Source organism: Herbiconiux sp. L3-i23 (assembly GCF_023734115.1).
GTDB lineage: Bacteria > Actinomycetota > Actinomycetes > Actinomycetales > Microbacteriaceae > Naasia.
Genome location: NZ_AP025737.1, coordinates 1,810,237 through 1,827,474, shown reverse-complemented (window position 1 = coordinate 1,827,474; position 17,238 = coordinate 1,810,237). Strand labels below are relative to the sequence as shown.

Genomic DNA, 17,238 nt, shown 5'->3' with positions numbered 1-17,238 from the left:
GTCTCGGTTCGCTAGGAACTCAGCCCTGCGCCTTGACGATGAAGCTGACGGCGTCGCCGACGGTCTTCAGGTTCTTGACCTCTTCGTCGGGGATCTTGACGTCGAACTTCTCTTCGGCGTTGACGACGATCGTCATCATCGAGATCGAGTCGATGTCGAGGTCGTCGGTGAACGACTTGTCGAGCTCGACGGTGTCGGTCGCGATGCCGGTCTCGTCGCTGACGAGCTCAGCGAGGCCTGCGAGTACTTCTTCGGTGGACTGAGCCATTTCTTGGTTCTCCTTGATCGGGGTGGTGCGGAACGCGGATTCGAGCCTAGCTAACGCTCGCGGACGGGCTCGGGAGCCCGGCGCGAGTCAGGGGAGGACGACGACCTGGGCGCCGTAGACGAGCCCTGCGCCGAAGCCGATCTGCAGCGCGAGCCCGCCCGAGAGTTCGGGGTGTTCGCTGAGCAGTCGGTGGGTGGCGAGGGGGATCGACGCGGCGGAGGTGTTGCCGGTGGTCTGGATGTCTCGGGCGATGACGACCGTCTCGGGCAGCTTCAGCTGCTTCGCGAACTCGTCGACGATGCGCATGTTGGCCTGGTGCGGCACGAACGCGGCGAGGTCGTCGACGGTGATACCGGCTTCGTCGAGGGCCTTCTGAGCGACCTTCGCCATCTCCCACACCGCCCAGCGGAAGACGGTCTGGCCCTCTTGACGAAGGGTCGGCCAGGCGGCGTCGCCATCGCGGAAGTCGGTGAGGGTCGCGTTCATGCCGACGGCGTCGGCCTTCGACCCGTCGGATCCCCAGACGGTGGTCGAGATCCCGGGGGTCTCGCTCGGTCCGATGACCGCGGCACCGGCGCCGTCGCCGAGAAGGAAGGAGATGCTCCGGTCGGTGGGGTCGACGACGTCCGACAGCTTCTCGGCGCCGATGACGAGCGCATAGTGCGCGGCGCCGGCCCGGATGAGGGCGTCGGCCTGCGCGATGGCGTAGGTGTACCCGGCGCACGCGGCATTCAGGTCGTACGCCGGTGCGGGGTTCGCCCCGACCCGGTCGGCGACGACGGCGGCGATCGACGGCGTCTGCTGCACGTTGCTGATCGTCGCGACGAGCACGAGGTCGATCTGGTCGGCGGGGACGCCGGAGGCCTCGATGGCCTCCTTCGCGGCGTCGCTGGCGAGATCGACGGCGAGGATGTCGTGGGACGCGCGGGTGCGGGTCACGATGCCGGTGCGCTGGCGGATCCACTCGTCCGACGAGTCGATCGGTCCGACGAGGTCGTCATTGGGGACGACGAGGTCGCCGCGAGCGGCTCCGAGGCCGAGGATCCGGGTGTGACGCGGGCCTTCGGCCTGCTTGAGCGAGCTCATGCATCTCCTGCGGTGTCGTTGCTGGTGGCGAGCAGGTCGCGAGCGGCCTGGATGTCGTCGGGGGTCTTCACCGCGACGGTCGGGACCCCCTTGAGGCCGCGCTTGGCGAGTCCGACCAGGGCGCCGGCGGGGGCGAGCTCGACGATACCCGTGATCCCGGCAGACGCGAACGAGGTCATGGTGAGATCCCAGCGGACGGGCGAGGAGATCTGGCCGACGAGCAGGTTCAGGAACTCGGTGCCCGAGGTCACCTCGCCGCCGTCGCGGTTCGACCAGATGCGCAGCTGCGGGTTGGTCGGTGCGAGCGTCGAGGCGAAGTCGCGGACGGTCTCGACCGCGCTCGCCATGTAGGGCGTGTGGAATGCACCCGCGACCTGGAGCGGGATGACGCGCGTGCCGGCGACCGGGGTCTCGGCCAGAGCGGCGAGAGCGTCGCGGGGGCCGGCGACGACGATCTGACCGCCGCCGTTGTAGTTGGCGGGGTGCAGTCCGAGTTCGTCGAGGCGGGCGAGCAGCTGCGTCTCGTCGCCCCCGATGACGGCGCTCATGCCGGTCTCGGCGGCGGAGGCGGCGTCGGCCATGGCGCGACCGCGAGTGGCGACGAGCCGCATGGCGTCGACCTCGCCGAGGATGCCCGCCGCGGCGGCGGCGGTGATCTCGCCGACGGAGTGACCGGCGACGCCGCTCGGCGCGACCGCGTGCTCGTCGTCGGTGGGGTCGAACAGTGCTGAGAGAGTCAGCAGGCCGGCCGCGACGATCAGCGGCTGCGCGACGCCGGTGTCGCGGATGGTGTCCGCATCCGACACGGTGCCGTGCGCGACGAGATCGATCGCGGCGGCGTCGGAGAGCTGCTCGAGCTTCTCGCGCAGACGGGGCTGTTCGAGCCAGGGGGTGAGGAACCCGGGGGTCTGAGAGCCCTGTCCGGGCGCGACGACGACGATCACCAGTCCATCCTGCCAAGCCTCGGTGTCATCGGCGGTGAGATGGGCACCAACAATCGCGGAAACCTTTGGAGGTGTCGCCCACACGGCGTCGATCCCCATGTCCGGCGCGAGCGACTCGTGGCAGGGTCGAGGGATGACCGCCGGCGCCTCTTCAGTCTCCGATCTCGATCCTGTACCGCAGAACGTGGCGTGGGTGATCGGCGGTGGCACGGGGATCGGGCTCGGGGCGGCACGGGCGCTCGCCCGCCAGGGTGCGCACGTCGTCCTCTCCGGACGCCGCACCGACGTCCTCGAGTCGTCGGCCGCGAGCATCCGTGCCGAGGGAGGGTCGGCCTCCATCGCGGTCGTCGACGTGGCGGACGACGCGTCCGTCGCAGCGGCCGTGCGGAGCATCGTCGACGAGTACGGAGAGGTCGACACCCTCGTCTTCTCGGCCGGCACCAACGTGCGATCGCGCTTCTGGCAGGACCTCGCCCCCGCCGAGTTCGCCTCGGTCGTCGACGTGAACCTGACCGGCGCGGTGCGCGCCGTGCAGAGCGTGCTCCCGGGCATGCGCAGGCGCGGCGGGGGACTGGTGATCCTCGTCTCGTCGTGGGCGGCGTGGCGGTATTCACCGGGCGCCGGCGCCGCGTACTCCGCGAGCAAGACGGCGCTCGGCGTGCTGGCCGAGACGGTGAACGCGGAGGAGCGGGGAAACGGCATCCGCGCCACCCATTTCTGCCCGGGCGAGGTGCGCACCGACATCCTCTACACCCGGCCGGTGGTGCCCACCGAGGAGGCGATGGAGTTGATGCTGACCGCCGACGACATCGGCGCGGCTGTCGACTTCGTGGCGGCGCTTCCGCCGCGGGTGTGCGTGAACGAGCTGGTCATCACCCCGACGAGCAACGTCAACTACTGACCGGACGGGGCCGTTCCGGCGGTGCTCAGCGCCGCTTCGGCCCGGGCGTCGGTTCCGCGATCGCGCCGAGGATCAGGGCCGACTGCAGGATGACGGCCTCGCGGGCACCCGTTGCGTCGTAGCCGATCACTTCGGAGATCCGCTTCAGGCGGTAGCGCACCGTGTTCGGGTGCACGAACAGCTCGCGCGCGGTCGCTTCGAGGGAGCGGCCGTTGTCGAGATAGCACCAGAGAGTGGTGAGCAGCTCGGAGGAGTGGTCGGCGAGCGGCCGGTAGACACGGCTGATCAGCGTCGCCCGCGCCAGCGGATCGCCCGCGAGCGCGCGCTCGGGCAGCAGGTCGTCGGCGAGCACCGGGCGCGGCGCGTTGCGCCACGCTCGGGCGACGGCGAAGCCGGCGAGAGCGGCCCGCGCACTGCGCGACGCCTGCACCAGGTCGGGCACCTCGTGTCCGAGCACCAGGTGGCCGGGTCCGAAGTCGGGCTCGAGTCGCTCGGCGATCTCGAGGAAACTCATCTGCCGCGGGCCCGTCTTCGGCTCGTCGGTCTCGGGCTGCAACGGCTCGGCCCGCCCGATGACGAGCACGAGGCGGGTGCCCTGCACGCCGATCAGCACGTCGGCCTGCACGTGCCGGGCGGTGCGGCGCAGCTGGTCGACGTCGAGCATCTTCGGCGTCGTCCCGACGAGCACGCAGACTTCGCCGTGCCCGTGCCAGCCGAGGGCGGCGATGCGGCTCGGCAGCTCGTCGTCGGCCTCGCCAGAGAGGATCGAGTCGACGACGAGGGCTTCGAGCCGCGCGTCCCAGAGTCCTCGCGCCTCGGCGGCGCGCGCGTAGACGTCGGCAGCGGCGAACGCGATCTCGCGCGAGTAGAGCAGGATCGCGTCGCGGAGGCCGTCGCCGCCGTCCTTCACCCGCTCCTCGACGACCTCGACGACAACCCGGATCAGCTGCAGCGTCTGCTGCAGGCTGACCGAGCGGAGCAGCTCACGGGGAGCGGCGCCGAAGACGTCGGCCGCGATCCACGGAGTCGCCCGCGGGTCGTCGTACCAACTGATGAACGACGTGATGCCGGCCTGGGCGACGAGGCCGACCGCGGAGCGCCGCCCCGGCGGCATGTCGCCGTACCAGGGCAGCGTCTCCTCGAGTCGCTTCAGCGTCGCGGTCGCGAGCTCGCCCGAAACCGTGCGCAACCACGCGAGGGTCTCGGGTTTCGTGCGTGCCACTAGCTCGTCGTCGTCGTGCGGTGCTCGGGTGTCAGCTCTCGCCGCCGGCGCTGCCGGTGGTTCCCGCGTTCACGTCGTACAGGCGGTACTTCTCGATCGCCTGAGCGGCGAGCGAACGGTCGACCTCGCCGCGGCGGGCGAGCATCTCGAGCGTGCGCACGACGACCGAGGGGCCGTCGATCTTGAAGAACCGGCGCGCGGCGGCGCGGGTGTCGCTGAAACCGAAGTCGTCGGCACCGAGGGTCGCGTAGTCGCCGGGCACGAACTGGCGCACCATGTCGGGGACCGAGTGCGAGTAGTCGGTGACGGCGACGACGGGGCCGTCGGTGTGCGCGAGCTTCGAGGTGAGGTACGCGGCGCGGGGGGCGGCATCCGGGTTCAGGAAGTTGTGGCTCTCGGCCTCGAGGCCGTCGCGGCGCAGCTCGCCCCACGAGGTGACGCTCCACACATCGGCCGAGACGCCCCAGTCGTTCGCCAGCAGCTCCTGCGCTTCGAGGGCCCACGGCACCGAGACTCCGGAGGCGAGGATCTGGGCCTTCGGCCCCTGCTGCTCGGACTTCTTGAGCTGGTAGATGCCCTTCAGCACGCCCTCGATGTCGAGTCCCTCGGGCTCCGCAGGCTGCGGCATCGGCTCGTTGTAGACCGTCAGGTAATACATGACGTTCGGATCCGGGTGCTGACCGCCATACATGCGGTCGATGCCGGCCTTCATGATGTGGCCGATCTCGTATCCGTACGCCGGGTCGTACGCGACGACCGCCGGGTTGGTGCTCGCGAGGACCAGCGAGTGGCCGTCGGCGTGTTGCAGGCCCTCACCCGTGAGGGTGGTGCGGCCGGCGGTGGCGCCGATCAGGAATCCGCGCGCCATCTGGTCGCCCGCCGCCCAGAGGGCGTCGCCGGTGCGCTGGAAGCCGAACATCGAGTAGAAGACGTAGACCGGGATGAGCGGCTCGCCCTGCGTCGAGTACGAGGTGCCGAGCGCGGTGAACGCGGCGAGGGCGCCGGCCTCGTTGATGCCGACGTGCACGATCTGACCCTGCGGGCTCTCCTTGTAGGCGAGCAGCAGTTCGCGGTCGACCGACGTGTAGTGCTGGCCGAACGGGTTGTAGATCTTCGCGTTCGGGAAGAACGCGTCCATGCCGAAGGTGCGGGCTTCGTCGGGGATGACGGGGACGATGCGGTTGCCGAAGTCCTTCTGACGCATCAGGTCCTTCAGCACCCGGACGAACGCCATGGTCGTGGCGACCGGCTGCTGGCCGGAGCCCTTCTTCGCGATCGCGTACGCCGAGTCCTCGGGGATCGAGATGGCGGTGTGCTCTGCGCTGCGCTTCGGCAGAAACCCGCCGAGCTCGCGGCGACGTTCCTGCAGGTACTGGATCGCCTCGTCGTCCTGACCCGGGTGATAGTACGGCGGCAGGTACGGGTTCTCTTCGAGCACCTGGTCGGAGATCGGGATGCGCATCTCGTCGCGGAACTGCTTGAGGTCGTTCAGGGTGAGCTTCTTCATCTGGTGGGTCGCGTTGCGGCCCTCGAAGCTCTTGCCGAGCCCGTAGCCCTTGATCGTCTTCGCGATGATGACGGTCGGCTTGCCCTTGTGCTCGGTCGCCGCCTTGTACGCGGCGTAGACCTTGCGGTAGTCGTGGCCACCGCGCTTGAGGGCCCACACCTGGTCGTCGGTGTAGTCCTTGACCAGCTCGAGCGCGCGCGGGTCGCGGCCGAAGAAGTTCTCGCGCACGTAGGCGCCGTCTTCGGTCTTGTAGGTCTGGTAGTCCCCGTCGGGGGTGCGGTTCATCAGGTCGACGAGCGCGCCCTCGGTGTCGCGGGCGAGCAGGTCGTCCCACTCGCGGCCCCAGACGACCTTGATGACGTTCCAGCCGGCGCCGCGGAAGAAGCTCTCGAGCTCCTGGATGATCTTGCCGTTGCCGCGCACCGGGCCGTCGAGGCGCTGCAGGTTCGCGTTGATGACGAAGGTGAGGTTGTCGAGCCCCTCGTTCGCGGCGACCTGGAGCTGGCCGCGGCTCTCGACCTCGTCCATCTCGCCGTCGCCGAGGAACGCCCACACGTGCTGCTGCGACGCGTCCTTGATGCCGCGGTTGGTCAGGTACTTGTTGAGCTGCGCCTGATAGATCGCGTTGATCGGGCCGAGACCCATCGACACGGTGGGGAACTGCCAGAAGTTCGGCATGAGCCGCGGGTGCGGATACGACGAGAGTCCGCCGCCCGCGTGCGACTTCTCCTGACGGAAGCCGTCCATCTGGTGCTCGTCGAGACGGCCTTCGAGGAAGGCGCGCGAGTACATGCCGGGGGAGGCGTGGCCCTGGAAGAAGACCTGGTCGCCGCCGGACTCGTGCTCCTTGGCGCGCCAGAAGTGGTTGTAGCCGACCTCGTACAGCGTCGCCGAGGAGGCATAGGTGGAGATGTGGCCGCCGACCGCGATGCCCGGACGCTGAGCGCGGTGCACCATGATCGCGGCGTTCCAGCGCAGCCAGGCGCGGTACTGGCGCTCGATGGCCTCGTCGCCGGGGAACTGCGCCTCATCGGAGGGGGCGATGGTGTTGATGTAGTCGGTGGTCGGGACCATCGGGACGCCGAGCTGGAGCTCCTTCGAGCGCTTCAGCAGGCTGAGCATGATCTCCCGACCACGCTCGGGGCCGTGGGTCGCGACGAGGGCGGAGAGTGATTCGTTCCACTCAGCGGTCTCTTCGGGATCGAGATCGGTGTGTTCGACCGAATACGGATCCTGGTCGTTGACAGTCAACTGCGACCTTTCTTCGAGGTGGTGGCCCTGCCCGCTGCCTGTGGTCTGCGGGTCGAGATCCAAATCGTCCGTCCGTGCCGTGATCCGGCGCGCCCGGTGGCCGTCGTTGTCGGGTTGCGACAGGACTCTCGGCCGATAGATGAGCCTAGTCTCTCGTCGGCATGTCGTGGAGCGCCGCAGGGGCGGTGCCCGACGAGTGATGCGGGAGGGCGCCGACCCCGCCTGAGGCGGTTCGTCGTCGGTGTCAACCCCGCTTCGCCCGGGCCTGCGCCGCTCGATACTGGCCCCATGCGAACCCTCGGTGTGGAGGAGGAGCTGCTGCTCGTCGACGCGACGACATGGGCGCCGGTGCCGGTCGCGCCCGCCATGCTGTCCACGTTCCGCTCGCAGCTGCGTCAGCAGGACTCCGGAGATCTCACTGTCGAGGCGGAGATGCAGCAGGAGATGATCGAGGTGATCAGCGCTCCTCACCGCGAACTGGCGGCGCTGCTCGGTCAGCTGCGCGAGGGGCGCGCGCAGGCCGACGCGGGAGCGCGACTCGTGGGGGCTCGCATCCTGGCGGCATCGACGTCGCCGATGCCCTACCGGCCGCATGCGACGGTGTCGCCGCGCTACCACACGATGATGGACACCTACGGCAGCACCACGAGGTTCAGCCTCGCCTGCGGCCTGCACACGCACGTGGCGATCGAGTCGCGGGAGGAAGGCGTCGCGGTGCTCGACCGGATCCGCGACTGGCTTCCCGTGCTCATCGCCCTGAGCGCCGATTCTCCGTTCGACGGCGGCGTCGACACCGGGTACGCGAGCTACCGCACGATGCTGTGGCGAGCGTGGCCGTGCTCGGGTCCGAACGACGTGTTCGGCTCGGTCGCCGCCTACGACGAGCACGAGCGACGAGTGCTGGCGACGGGCACCCTGCTCGACAGCGGAATGCTCTACTTCGATGCACGACTGTCTCGTGCGCACCCGACGGTCGAGATCCGGGTGGCCGACATGTGCCTGCTCGTCGAGGACGCTGCGGTGCTCGCCGGACTGTGTCGGGGACTGGTCGAGCAGGCCTCACGCGATTGGCGGGAGGGGCGGCCCGCATCCATCACTCCCACTCCGCTCATCCGACTCGCCGCCTGGCGTGCCGCCCTCAGCGGGGTCGGCGGATCGCTGCTGCACCCGTCGACGGCGACCCCGTGTCGGGCCGACGAAGCGGTCGCGGCGCTCTATGCCTACGTGCGCCCGTCCCTATCCATGTCGGATGCAGCATTCATCGCGAAAGGGGTCACTCGAATCCTCGGTCGCGGCAGCGGTGCCGACGTGCAGCGGCTCCTCGTGGCGGAGCTCGGGTCGATGGCGGCGATGGTCGAGTCCGCGGTCGGATTGACCGTCGGATCGGCGGATTACGCCACTGCTCAGTAGTAGAAGGCCCGAGAAATAGGTGTTTCTCGGTGGTGCGTCTCTAGCAGCCGATTCATAGCCGCCGATAGCGTCTTTCTCATCGGGGGATGCATTCCAATGCCGGCATTGAAGCCGACATTCGCTCACCTCGGTATGCACCGAAGAATCAAGTCGCTACGAAACCGAGGTACACATGATCAGCCCCGTCCGCAAATCATTCACCCGCGCATCCGCCGTCGTTCTCGGCTGCACCGTCGCCTTCGGCGGTGCGCTCGTCGCAGGGCCGGCGGTCGCCGCGCCGCTCGATGTCTTCACCATCAGCGGTGTCGCCGGATTCGCGTGGGAGGACGGCTCGACCGACTCGCTGCGCGCCTCCGACGACATCCTCGTCACCCTGTGGGATGCGGATGCCGAAGAGGTCGTCGACGAGGTCTACACCTCCTCGCAGACGGGCGGCGGATACGCGTTCACCGGTGTCGAGGCAGGCCTCGACTACGAGCTCGAGTTCGAATCCGAGGACGCCGACTACCCGGCGGACGACGAGTTCGTCGACGTGCTCGAGCTTTCCAGCGACGTCACCGTGCCGAACCAGGCCCTCTACCCCTACTACCTCGATGGCGGCGCCATCACGGTCACGGGCGAGCAGGTCTTCGGCCAGACGGTCACCGCCGCCGTCGCTCCGTTCACCGGCACTACCAGCGTCGTCCCCGAGGTGACCTACGAGTGGGGTTACAGCGGCGGCAATTACGGCAGCGCCATCGACGGCGCGAACACGACCAGCCTCCTGGTGCCGGCGGAGACGGTCGGCTCGCACCTGGCCTTCACCGCCACGGCTCGCGCCGACGGCTACGCGAAGACCCAGACCTCGTGGTACTCGACCATCGAGGTGACGGCCCCGCAGCTGCCCGCCGCGCCCGCCCCGGTCGCGGACTCGTCGCTCGTCGACCAGTTCCTCGCCTCGAAGTCGGTCGTGAAGAAGGACGCCGCGTCGGCCGGTCTGCCGGCCGCCGGTCTGTCGACCGAGTCGAGCTACACCGCGACGATCGACTGGTTCGCCGGTGACTCGTTCGTCGACGTGTACGCCTACTCGGCTCCTCGCCTGGTCGGCACGTTCCCGGTCGTGAACGACGTCGTCCAGGTCACTCTGACCCCGGAGATGCTGTCGCTCATCGGGTCGGGCACTCACACGCTCGTCTTCGTCGGCCAGACCTCGGGTGCCGTCGACGCCGTGGCGTTCGAGATCCTGCCGGCTCTCGCGAGCACCGGTGCGGACCTCGGCCTGCCGCTTGCGGGTGGAGCGGCCCTTCTGCTGCTCGGTGGCGCTCTCGTGGCGGTCCGCCGCCGCAAGGCCGCGCACGCCTGATAGCGCGATAACGAGGGGCGGAGTCGAAAGGCTCCGCCCCTTCGTGCTGTCCGGGCTGTTCACCGCCGAATGCGCTGGGCGGTGTCGGCGGTGCGGCGTACCGTCCCGGTATGCCCGAACCGATCGAGCTCTGGTGGGAGCGGCGTCGCTTCTCGCGCGGCGTCGAGGTGCCGTACGAGCCGGGCACCTACGCGGAGGCGTGGGCGTCGTTCCCGGTGCTCGCCCTGCAGTACCGGCCCGAGATGAACCGTGGCATCCTGCTCAGCCAGGTGCCGCCGGCCGCCGATGTCTATCTGACGTGGTTGTGCGATGCGGGCCACGTCTTCGTGGCCACTCCCGACGAGCAGCGGCACCGGCCGGGGCGGGTTCGCCGACGTTCCTCATGGTGCCCCGAGTGCCTCGAACTCGCGAACCCGCGACCCGTCATCCGCAACGGCCTCGAAGGGCCGGTCGCGGTCGTGCGCCCCGGGCGGGAGCGGCCGACGGTGCAGGTGTGCACGAAGACGCCGTCACTGCCGGCGGGGCAACCGTTCACGAGCGTCTGCGCCCCGAAGCCGGCCTCCGCCGTCGAGGGCGAGCTGCGAGCCGGGCTCGGTGAGCGGCTGCTCTACACGCAAGGTCTCAACGCGGTGCGGTTGGTGAAGCCCTTCTTCGAGCACCTCGAGGCGTGGCCCGACATCGTGCTGCCAGAGCTGCGGGTGGCGATCGAGTACGACTCGACCGGCCGGCACGGACTCGAGCACGTGGGCAAGAAGGAGGAGGCCGACAAACGCAAGGACCGGGCGCTGCGCTCCGTCGGCTGGGAGGTGGTGCGCCTCCGCGACGGGCACCTCCCGAAGCTCGGTCCGCACGACATCAGGGTGCACGGCTTCAACAAGAAGGTCTTCGACCGTCTGTTCGACGAGCTGCGGGCGATCCGCGGCGACCTGATGGTCGACGCCTACCTGCGCCACTGAGTCAGAGTTGGGCCGCATACGCGGCGCTCGTCCACCGCAAGTGCACCAGCCACGGGTCGTCGCCGTCGCTGCGGAGTCGCTCGATGTGCTTGGCGAGTGTCGGAGTGAGGTCGAACCATTCGCTGCGTTCGAGTCGCGCATCGGCGAACTCGAGATGACGCTCGTGCTCCCGGTGGCGATCACCGAGCTCGAACGCCAGCAGGCTGTCGAACCGGATGGCGGCGAAGCGTTGCCGCGGGTTCGCCGTCGTGCCGATCTTCACCCGGTCGCGGTAGCGGAGGTAGTAGACGACGTCGACGCGGGGCGGCGGCAACTCGTGATCGATGACGTCGCCGACCCTCCAGTCGCAGGTCGCGCACCGCAGCCGTCCGTCGACGCGCACGCCGCGCTCGCCCCGGCAGAAGAAGCACGGCGCCGCAAGTGCGTTGCTGCTCGGTTCGGCCATGTGCTCATTCAACGTGCCACCCCCGACACTCGCGCCAGCGGGTCGAGACACTCTCCGGGGACGAAAAGCTCCGTCGGGATGCGCGGGTCCCGACCTCTACACTGTGATCTCCGGGCTCTTAGCTCAGTTGGTTAGAGCGCCACGTTTACACCGTGGATGTCGGGGGTTCGAGTCCCTCAGGGCCCACCATTTCCGCGAACTGCTGTCACCGCTCCGGCTAGAACGGTGGTGGGTCGTTGTCGAGCCAGGCGGTTTGGGTGATGACGCCGGCGCCGATTCTGATGGCGGGTTTGGTGGTGTAGTCGCGGCCGAGGGGTGAGGTCCAGGTGTAGTCCCCGGTGCCGTCGGGTTTCTGTTTCACCACCCAGGCTGTGTTGTGTTTCAACCGGTGATGCCCTTTGCACAGACAACCGAGGTTCCAGACGTTGGTGCCGCCGCCGTCTTCCCACGCGACGGTGTGGTCGATGTCGGTGGCGATGGCGGGCCGGTTGCAGCCGACGAACCGGCAGGTCTCATCCCGCGCCCGCAGGAACCGCTTCAACTCGGTCGGGACTTCGTACCTGTCGCGGCCGAAGGAAAGGATCACCCCGGTTTCAGGGTGGGTGAGGATCCGGTGGAACCCGGTCGCCGCCCCGGCCAGCTCCCGGGCGGTCTCAACCGAGATGGGTCCGTAGCCTTCGAGGTTTGCGGGCTCATCCGATTTGCCGAGGAGTGACAGGGCCGGGACAGTGACGTTCACGTTCGGCCGGACACCCCGGTGCAGGGTCGCCTGCCGCGGCCCCTTTTCCGCGTCGGTGTCGGTGGAGGGGAACACCGCGCCCGGGTCGAGGAGCAGGGCGATGAACACGTCGGCGCGCTTCTGCGCGAGGATCCGTGTGTCGTCGGGGTCGGTGAGGGTGCGGGCGATCTGATCGACCCGGTTGTAGATCGCGACCGAGTGCTGTGCGGGGGCGTGTAGGAGCAGGTCGGCCATCCCGTCGCGTTGCCCGGCAAGGCTCAGGTCGCGGAACTCGGCCGCGGCCGCGTGGCGTTGTGTGAGGTCGGTGGCGCGGAGGTGTTCGCGCAGGGTGCGGGCTTTCCGGGCGAACTTCGGGCCGGACAGGGGGGTGGCTTCGGGGAGGATCGCGGCTTCGAACACGGCTGTTTCTTCGGGGGTGAGTCCGGCGGCTTCGTCGACGATGACCTGCACCTGCCGATCCGTGACTTCTCCGCGCTGCAGTGCGATCAGGGTCGAGGGCAGGTCGTCGTTCAACGCTCGGGCCCGGCCGACCAACGATTCGATGGTGCGTTCGGACAGGCCGAGGGCGGCGGCGAGTTCGGCGCGCATCGCCCGCACCCGCATCCCCGCCAGGGACGCTTTCGAGGCGGACGAGGACTCCCATTCGCGGCGGAACTGATCCACGACCTTGTACCGGTCCGCGGCCGCCGCGGCCTCGGCTCGCTTGGTGTCGAGGAGCCGGTCGGCGAGCCGGTTCAGGTGCTGCCGGGACTCCTCGTCGGAGGTCGTGTCGAGGTCGTCGAACTCTTCGAAGTCGTCCCAGCGCTCAGCCACGAGTGGGGGGAGCGGCGGGGTCGACATACCGATAGTGAAGCAGTGACCACCGACATTGCCCCGGCATCAGGACCCGGCCGCAACCTGCCCACTAGTCGCATCGCAGGGCCGCTGCGCGGCGGCTCAACGACCGGGAATGCCTGGTCACCCCGGAGGGCCGCCAGGCCCGTCGCGAAATGAGGGGACTCGGCACAGGGTCGGAGCTTCAGCGCAACCTGCCCACTGGTCGCGTCGCTGGCCGCTTCGCGGCGGCTCAGCGAACTGGTCATTGAGGAGGGCCGCCAGGCCCGTCGCGAAATGACGGGACTCGGCACCGGCGCCGAAGCTCAGCCGCAATCTGCCGACTGGTCGCGTCGCTAGGGCCGCTGCGGGGCGGCTCAGCGACCGGGGATTCCTGGTCATTGAGGAGGGCCGCTAGGCCCGTCGCGAAATGACGGGACTTGGCGCCGGCGCCAGAGCTTCAGCGCAACCTGCCCACCTGGTCGCATCGCAGGGCCGCTGCGCGGCGGCTCAGCGACCGGGTCACTGAGGAGGGCCGCCAGGCCCGTCGCGAAATGACGGGACTCGGCATAGCGCGCGAGTCCTAACGACGCGTCCTCCCGGAGCGGGCTCGCGCACCAACACGAGAGGGGCACCCGGTCCGTGTGGACCGGGTGCCCCTCTCGTTCAAACGCAGCTGGCGTCAGGCGTTGACCACCGCACGGTTCTTCCTCGCGACGTGGCGCCAGGTGAAAAAGCCGATGACGGTCACGATCAGCATGATCGGGACGGTGAGAACGCCGCCGATCGCGGTGTCGCCCACGGCGATCGAGATGAGCGAACCGCCGCCGTCGAAGCTGCCGTGTAGCACCGAGACGAGCACGTAGGTGCCGAGCAGGCCGGCCGAGAAGCCGAAGCGGCGGTTCTTCGCCGCGGCGAAGATCGCCGCGCCGAGAAGGGCGCTCCAGAGGATGTGCATGAACGGCGCGAGCAGTCCGCGCTCGGCGGTGACCTGGGCGGCGGCGTAGACGGGGCTGTCGCCCGCGTAGTTGCGGATGATGTATGAGACGGTCTCGAGGATCGCGAATCCGGCGCCGACCGAGCCGCCGATGAAGAGGCCGTTACGGGCGGTCTTCACGGCGTTCCAGCCGACCGCGACGATGATCGCACCCTTCGCGAACTCTTCGACGAAGCCGGCGAGAGCGAGGGCGATGACGCCGTTGCCCATTGCGGCCGAGTCGGGCTGCGGGATGAGTTCCACCAGCTGATCGAGGGTGGCACCGAGCGAGAAGGACAGGGCGCCGCCGATGAGGACGGTCTGCACGAGCTTCGCGCCGGTCAGGCTGTCGGACGCAGTCAGGCGGTGGGCCATGCTCCAGACGACAGTCGACGGCACCAGCGCGGCGCCGATGATGATCCAACCGGGCACGGCCGCAGTGTTGTGGAGCAGGTGGATGGTGACGAAGCCGACGAACAGCCACAGCGCGAAGCCGAGGCCGAGCACGAGCGCGGTGTGGCTGTGCTTCGGCCCGTTGTGCGAGCGCTGCTTACGCTCGGCGCGAGTCTCGTGGGCGACCGGCGGCGTCGCCGGCGCGGTGTCCTGATCGAGGATCGTGGTCATAGTGGTGGTTGCCCCCTTGGTGTCGCCGTCCGCGCCCCCGCGCGGATCGAGCGGCGATCTACCGTCCTCCGAGCATGGCGAATTCCCAGGTAGGGGTGCGACCCCCAACACAGGGCCCGCTCGAACGGGTGACAGGTGCTCTGGTCGCTGAGGTGGGTCGCCAGGCCCGTCGCGATGGGACACGGCTTCGGTGCGCCCGCCTTATGGAGTCTGCGGGTTCCGTCATTTCGCGACGGCCGTGGACGGCCTCCGGGGTGACCAGATGGTTGCTCTGGTCGCTGAAGAGGGCCGCCAGGCCCTTCGCGGTGCGACACGGCTCTCGGATACCCGTCCGCCCGTTGAGCGCAGCGATACGAAGGGGGTGCCTCGCGTATCGCTTCGCTCAACGAGCGGCCGCGAAACCGTCAGCGGTTGAGGGCCCGGTGGCCGAGCGAGGTGGCGGTGGCGGTGTCCTCGTCGAGGTAGCCGCCGAGGACCAGGGTCTCCATCGCGTGCGGCATGAGTCGTTTCAGCGTGTACCAGTCGTCGGGGGTGCCGCCGCGCTCCACGTGCACCTTTTGAATAGCCGCCATCCCGAGTTCGTGCCGGTTGCCGGTCGGCCCGGGTTCGAGCCCCCACCGCACGATCGCGCGGAGGATCGCCAGCTCCAGGTCGTCGATTTCATCCGCCACCCCTCAACGGTAGACGCTTCGCTCCGCGCGGCGGAAGGAGCATGATGGCGGCATGCCGCTCGTCCAGCAGACGGTGCGCCGCATCATCGCGCCGCTCTCCCGAACCCGAGCCTTCCGTGCCGTCGGGCCGAAAGTGCTGCCACCGGTGGAGCGCGCACTGCAGCGGTTCACCGGCGGTCGGGTGCAGGTCAGCGGACTGCTCGTGCCCTCCCTGGTGCTCCGCAGCACCGGCGCGCGGACGGGCGAGACGCGGGCGATCGAGCTGATGTACACCCCGGACGGCGACGGGAACGCGATCGTCGCCGGCACGAACTTCGCGCGCGGGCGCCATCCGGGATGGACGTACAACCTCCTCGCCGACCCGTCCGCCGAGATCACGGTGCGCCGACGCCGGCTGGCGGTCCGCGCCGAGCAGATCGTCGACCCGATCGAACGCGAGGCCACCTGGCAGCGCATCGAGCAGCAGTGGCCCGGCTATCGCGGATATGAGCGCGATTCGGGGCGCGTCGTCAGACTCTTCAGGCTGCGCCCGGTGCGCTCACAGGGAAGTGATGCTTGAGTTCGAAGGGATGAACTCGGGAGGTCGGTGATGAGGGGGACCATCACGCGGTGGGCGGCAGCAGCACTGACGGTCGCGTTGACCGCGGCGCTCGCCGGATGCTCGATCCCGATGGATCCGGAGGGGACCCTCGCCTCGGCTGAGGGTGGCACGTTGCTCGTCGGGGTGACCGAGAACGGTGACTGGGTCCGACTCGACGGCGACGAGCCCTCCGGTATCGAACCCGACCTGCTGCGCGACTTCGCATCCGACCACGACGCGACCATCGAATGGGTCGAGGGCAGCGAGCAGGAGCTGATCGCCGACCTCGAACGCGGCGACCTCGACATCCTGCTCGGCGGATTCACCGACGACACCCCGTGGTTCGATCGCACCGGCATGACCCGTCCCTACGCCGAGAGCCGCGACGAGACCGGCGCCATCGAGAAGCACGTCGTGCTCGCGCGGATGGGGGAGAACGCGCTGCTGCTCGCCCTCGACCGTTTCCTGCTGAGCCAGGACGTGACGCCGTGAGCCGCGCCGCCGACGCCACGGTGCGGTTCGGGCACACCGAGCTTCCCGCCGAGCAGAAGAAGGCCCTCGCCGACGCCGCGCGTCTCGAGTGGCTGACCATCGGCTTCCTCGTCGTCACGGTGACGCTCGTCTATCTCGTGCTCGGCAGCTCGCAAGCGATGCGCGCGGCGTGGATCGAGGACCTCCTCTCCTTCCTTCCGCCCATCGCGTTCCTCATCGCGTCGCGCGTCATCCGCAAACGCCCGACGGAGGAGCACCCCTACGGCTTCCACCGCGCGACCGGCATCGCCCACCTGGTCGCTGCGGTGTCTCTGCTCGTGATGGGCGGATACCTGCTCGTCGACTCGACGATCAAGCTCATCACCGCCGAGCATCCGGCGATCGGCGGCATCGAGCTGTTCGGGCAGACGATCTGGCTCGGCTGGTTGATGATCGGCGTCCTCTCGCTCACCGTCGTGCCGCCGGTTCTGCTCGGCCGCGCCAAGCTGAAGCGTGCGGAGGCGCTGCACGACAAGGTGCTCTACGCCGACGCGGACATGAACAAGGCCGACTGGCAGACGGCGGCCGCGGCGATCGTCGGCATCCTCGGGATCGGTCTCGGCCTCTGGTGGGCCGACGCGGCGGCCGCGATCCTGATCTCCGCGAGCATCGCGTGGGACGGCGTGAAGAACGTCCGCGCCGCCGTCTCCGCGCTCATCGACACCTGGGCCAAGACCTTCGACGACTCGGAACCGCACCCCGTCGGCGGTCGGATCGACGAGGTGCTGTCGTCGCTCAGCTGGGTGGCCGCCGCGCGTTCGCGGGTTCGGGATCAGGGTCACGTCTTCCACGTCGAATCGTTCGTCGTGCCGCGCGACGGCGAGGTGCCGCCGCTGTCGACCCTCGAGGAGGCGCGGGCCGCCTGCATAGGGCTCGACTGGAAGGTGCAGGACCTGAACCTCATCCTCGTCGCGGAGCTGCCGGAGGAGTTCCTGCCCGGCCTGACGCCGCGAACCGAAGAATGACCGCCCC

Annotated in this window: 16 protein-coding genes and 1 tRNA gene; 8 read left to right on the top strand and 9 right to left on the bottom strand. The window is 69.1% G+C overall.

The window, feature by feature from the left end; translation table 11 throughout:
• Nucleotides 1–19 precede the first annotated feature (19 nt).
• The 3 genes from NGH83_RS08610 to NGH83_RS08600 all read right to left on the bottom strand — a co-directional run bounded on the left by NGH83_RS08610 (nt 20) and on the right by NGH83_RS08600 (nt 2,298).
• On the bottom strand, nt 20–268 hold the full coding sequence (locus NGH83_RS08610) for an acyl carrier protein (RefSeq protein WP_251855852.1): 249 nt from the start codon (nt 266–268) through the stop codon (nt 20–22).
• Nucleotides 269–355: 87 nt separating this feature from the next.
• Nucleotides 356–1,354 (bottom strand): beta-ketoacyl-ACP synthase III, encoded by a 999-nt coding sequence (locus tag NGH83_RS08605; protein WP_251855851.1) that lies wholly within the window; start codon nt 1,352–1,354, stop codon nt 356–358.
• Entirely contained in the window at nt 1,351–2,298 is a 948-nt protein-coding gene (locus NGH83_RS08600) for an ACP S-malonyltransferase (RefSeq protein ID WP_251855850.1), read from the bottom strand. The genes NGH83_RS08605 and NGH83_RS08600 overlap by 4 nt, the downstream gene beginning before the upstream one ends.
• A gap of 133 nt (nt 2,299–2,431) precedes the next feature.
• On the opposite strand from NGH83_RS08600, the gene NGH83_RS08595 reads away from it, so the two are divergent.
• A complete protein-coding gene (locus NGH83_RS08595) occupies nt 2,432–3,199 on the top strand; it encodes an SDR family oxidoreductase (protein ID WP_251855849.1) in 768 nt (255 codons plus the stop codon).
• Nucleotides 3,200–3,224: 25 nt separating this feature from the next.
• On the opposite strand, the gene NGH83_RS08590 is transcribed toward NGH83_RS08595, so the two are convergent.
• A complete protein-coding gene (locus NGH83_RS08590) occupies nt 3,225–4,421 on the bottom strand; it encodes a CdaR family transcriptional regulator (protein WP_251855848.1) in 1,197 nt (398 codons plus the stop codon).
• A gap of 31 nt (nt 4,422–4,452) precedes the next feature.
• Complete coding sequence (gene aceE, locus NGH83_RS08585) at nt 4,453–7,179, bottom strand: pyruvate dehydrogenase (acetyl-transferring), homodimeric type (RefSeq protein ID WP_251855847.1); 2,727 nt, start codon at nt 7,177–7,179, stop codon at nt 4,453–4,455.
• A 288-nt stretch (nt 7,180–7,467) separates the two neighbouring features.
• Between aceE and NGH83_RS08580 the strand changes: the two genes are divergently transcribed.
• The 3 genes from NGH83_RS08580 to NGH83_RS08570 all read left to right on the top strand — a co-directional run bounded on the left by NGH83_RS08580 (nt 7,468) and on the right by NGH83_RS08570 (nt 10,887).
• On the top strand, nt 7,468–8,589 hold the full coding sequence (locus NGH83_RS08580) for a glutamate--cysteine ligase (protein WP_251855846.1): 1,122 nt from the start codon (nt 7,468–7,470) through the stop codon (nt 8,587–8,589).
• 172 nt (nt 8,590–8,761) lie between these two features.
• Complete coding sequence (locus tag NGH83_RS08575) at nt 8,762–9,931, top strand: LPXTG cell wall anchor domain-containing protein (protein WP_251855845.1); 1,170 nt, start codon at nt 8,762–8,764, stop codon at nt 9,929–9,931.
• 110 nt (nt 9,932–10,041) lie between these two features.
• Nucleotides 10,042–10,887: an endonuclease domain-containing protein gene (locus NGH83_RS08570; protein ID WP_251855844.1), complete on the top strand. Its 846-nt coding sequence runs from the start codon at nt 10,042–10,044 to the stop codon at nt 10,885–10,887.
• 1 nt (nt 10,888) lies between these two features.
• Here NGH83_RS08570 and NGH83_RS08565 read toward each other — a convergent pair whose 3' ends face one another.
• Nucleotides 10,889–11,332: a GIY-YIG nuclease family protein gene (locus NGH83_RS08565; protein WP_251855843.1), complete on the bottom strand. Its 444-nt coding sequence runs from the start codon at nt 11,330–11,332 to the stop codon at nt 10,889–10,891.
• Between the two features lie 112 nt (nt 11,333–11,444).
• On the opposite strand from NGH83_RS08565, the gene NGH83_RS08560 reads away from it, so the two are divergent.
• Nucleotides 11,445–11,521, top strand: a tRNA-Val gene (locus NGH83_RS08560).
• Between the two features lie 28 nt (nt 11,522–11,549).
• On the opposite strand, the gene NGH83_RS08555 is transcribed toward NGH83_RS08560, so the two are convergent.
• The 3 genes from NGH83_RS08555 to NGH83_RS08545 all read right to left on the bottom strand — a co-directional run bounded on the left by NGH83_RS08555 (nt 11,550) and on the right by NGH83_RS08545 (nt 15,155).
• Nucleotides 11,550–12,911 (bottom strand): HNH endonuclease signature motif containing protein, encoded by a 1,362-nt coding sequence (locus tag NGH83_RS08555; protein WP_251855842.1) that lies wholly within the window; start codon nt 12,909–12,911, stop codon nt 11,550–11,552.
• 655 nt (nt 12,912–13,566) lie between these two features.
• Nucleotides 13,567–14,484 carry a PrsW family intramembrane metalloprotease gene (locus NGH83_RS08550; protein WP_251855841.1) on the bottom strand — a complete coding sequence of 306 codons (918 nt, stop codon included), beginning with the start codon at nt 14,482–14,484 and terminating at the stop codon, nt 13,567–13,569.
• Between the two features lie 404 nt (nt 14,485–14,888).
• Nucleotides 14,889–15,155: a hypothetical protein gene (locus NGH83_RS08545; RefSeq protein WP_251855840.1), complete on the bottom strand. Its 267-nt coding sequence runs from the start codon at nt 15,153–15,155 to the stop codon at nt 14,889–14,891.
• Nucleotides 15,156–15,207: 52 nt separating this feature from the next.
• Between NGH83_RS08545 and NGH83_RS08540 the strand changes: the two genes are divergently transcribed.
• The 3 genes from NGH83_RS08540 to NGH83_RS08530 are packed head-to-tail and all read left to right on the top strand — an operon-like array spanning nt 15,208 to nt 17,231.
• Entirely contained in the window at nt 15,208–15,714 is a 507-nt protein-coding gene (locus NGH83_RS08540) for a nitroreductase family deazaflavin-dependent oxidoreductase (RefSeq protein ID WP_251855839.1), read from the top strand.
• 30 nt (nt 15,715–15,744) lie between these two features.
• The gene (locus NGH83_RS08535) at nt 15,745–16,227 is read left to right on the top strand and encodes a transporter substrate-binding domain-containing protein (RefSeq protein WP_251855838.1); all 483 of its coding nucleotides are present in this window, start codon (nt 15,745–15,747) and stop codon (nt 16,225–16,227) included.
• A complete protein-coding gene (locus NGH83_RS08530) occupies nt 16,224–17,231 on the top strand; it encodes a cation transporter (protein WP_251855837.1) in 1,008 nt (335 codons plus the stop codon). The genes NGH83_RS08535 and NGH83_RS08530 overlap by 4 nt, the downstream gene beginning before the upstream one ends.
• The last annotated feature ends 7 nt before the right edge of the window (nt 17,232–17,238 follow it).

Coding starts and splice junctions, on each gene's coding strand:
- NGH83_RS08580 (WP_251855846.1), top strand. CDS start 7,468: ATGCGAACCCTCGGTGTGGAGGAGGAGCTGCTGCTCGTCGACGCGACG.
- NGH83_RS08570 (WP_251855844.1), top strand. CDS start 10,042: ATGCCCGAACCGATCGAGCTCTGGTGGGAGCGGCGTCGCTTCTCGCGC.
- NGH83_RS08595 (WP_251855849.1), top strand. CDS start 2,432: ATGACCGCCGGCGCCTCTTCAGTCTCCGATCTCGATCCTGTACCGCAG.
- NGH83_RS08555 (WP_251855842.1), bottom strand. CDS start 12,911: ATGTCGACCCCGCCGCTCCCCCCACTCGTGGCTGAGCGCTGGGACGAC.
- NGH83_RS08610 (WP_251855852.1), bottom strand. CDS start 268: ATGGCTCAGTCCACCGAAGAAGTACTCGCAGGCCTCGCTGAGCTCGTC.
- NGH83_RS08540 (WP_251855839.1), top strand. CDS start 15,208: ATGCCGCTCGTCCAGCAGACGGTGCGCCGCATCATCGCGCCGCTCTCC.
- NGH83_RS08565 (WP_251855843.1), bottom strand. CDS start 11,332: ATGGCCGAACCGAGCAGCAACGCACTTGCGGCGCCGTGCTTCTTCTGC.
- NGH83_RS08535 (WP_251855838.1), top strand. CDS start 15,745: ATGAGGGGGACCATCACGCGGTGGGCGGCAGCAGCACTGACGGTCGCG.
- NGH83_RS08605 (WP_251855851.1), bottom strand. CDS start 1,354: ATGAGCTCGCTCAAGCAGGCCGAAGGCCCGCGTCACACCCGGATCCTC.
- NGH83_RS08550 (WP_251855841.1), bottom strand. CDS start 14,484: ATGACCACGATCCTCGATCAGGACACCGCGCCGGCGACGCCGCCGGTC.
- NGH83_RS08575 (WP_251855845.1), top strand. CDS start 8,762: ATGATCAGCCCCGTCCGCAAATCATTCACCCGCGCATCCGCCGTCGTT.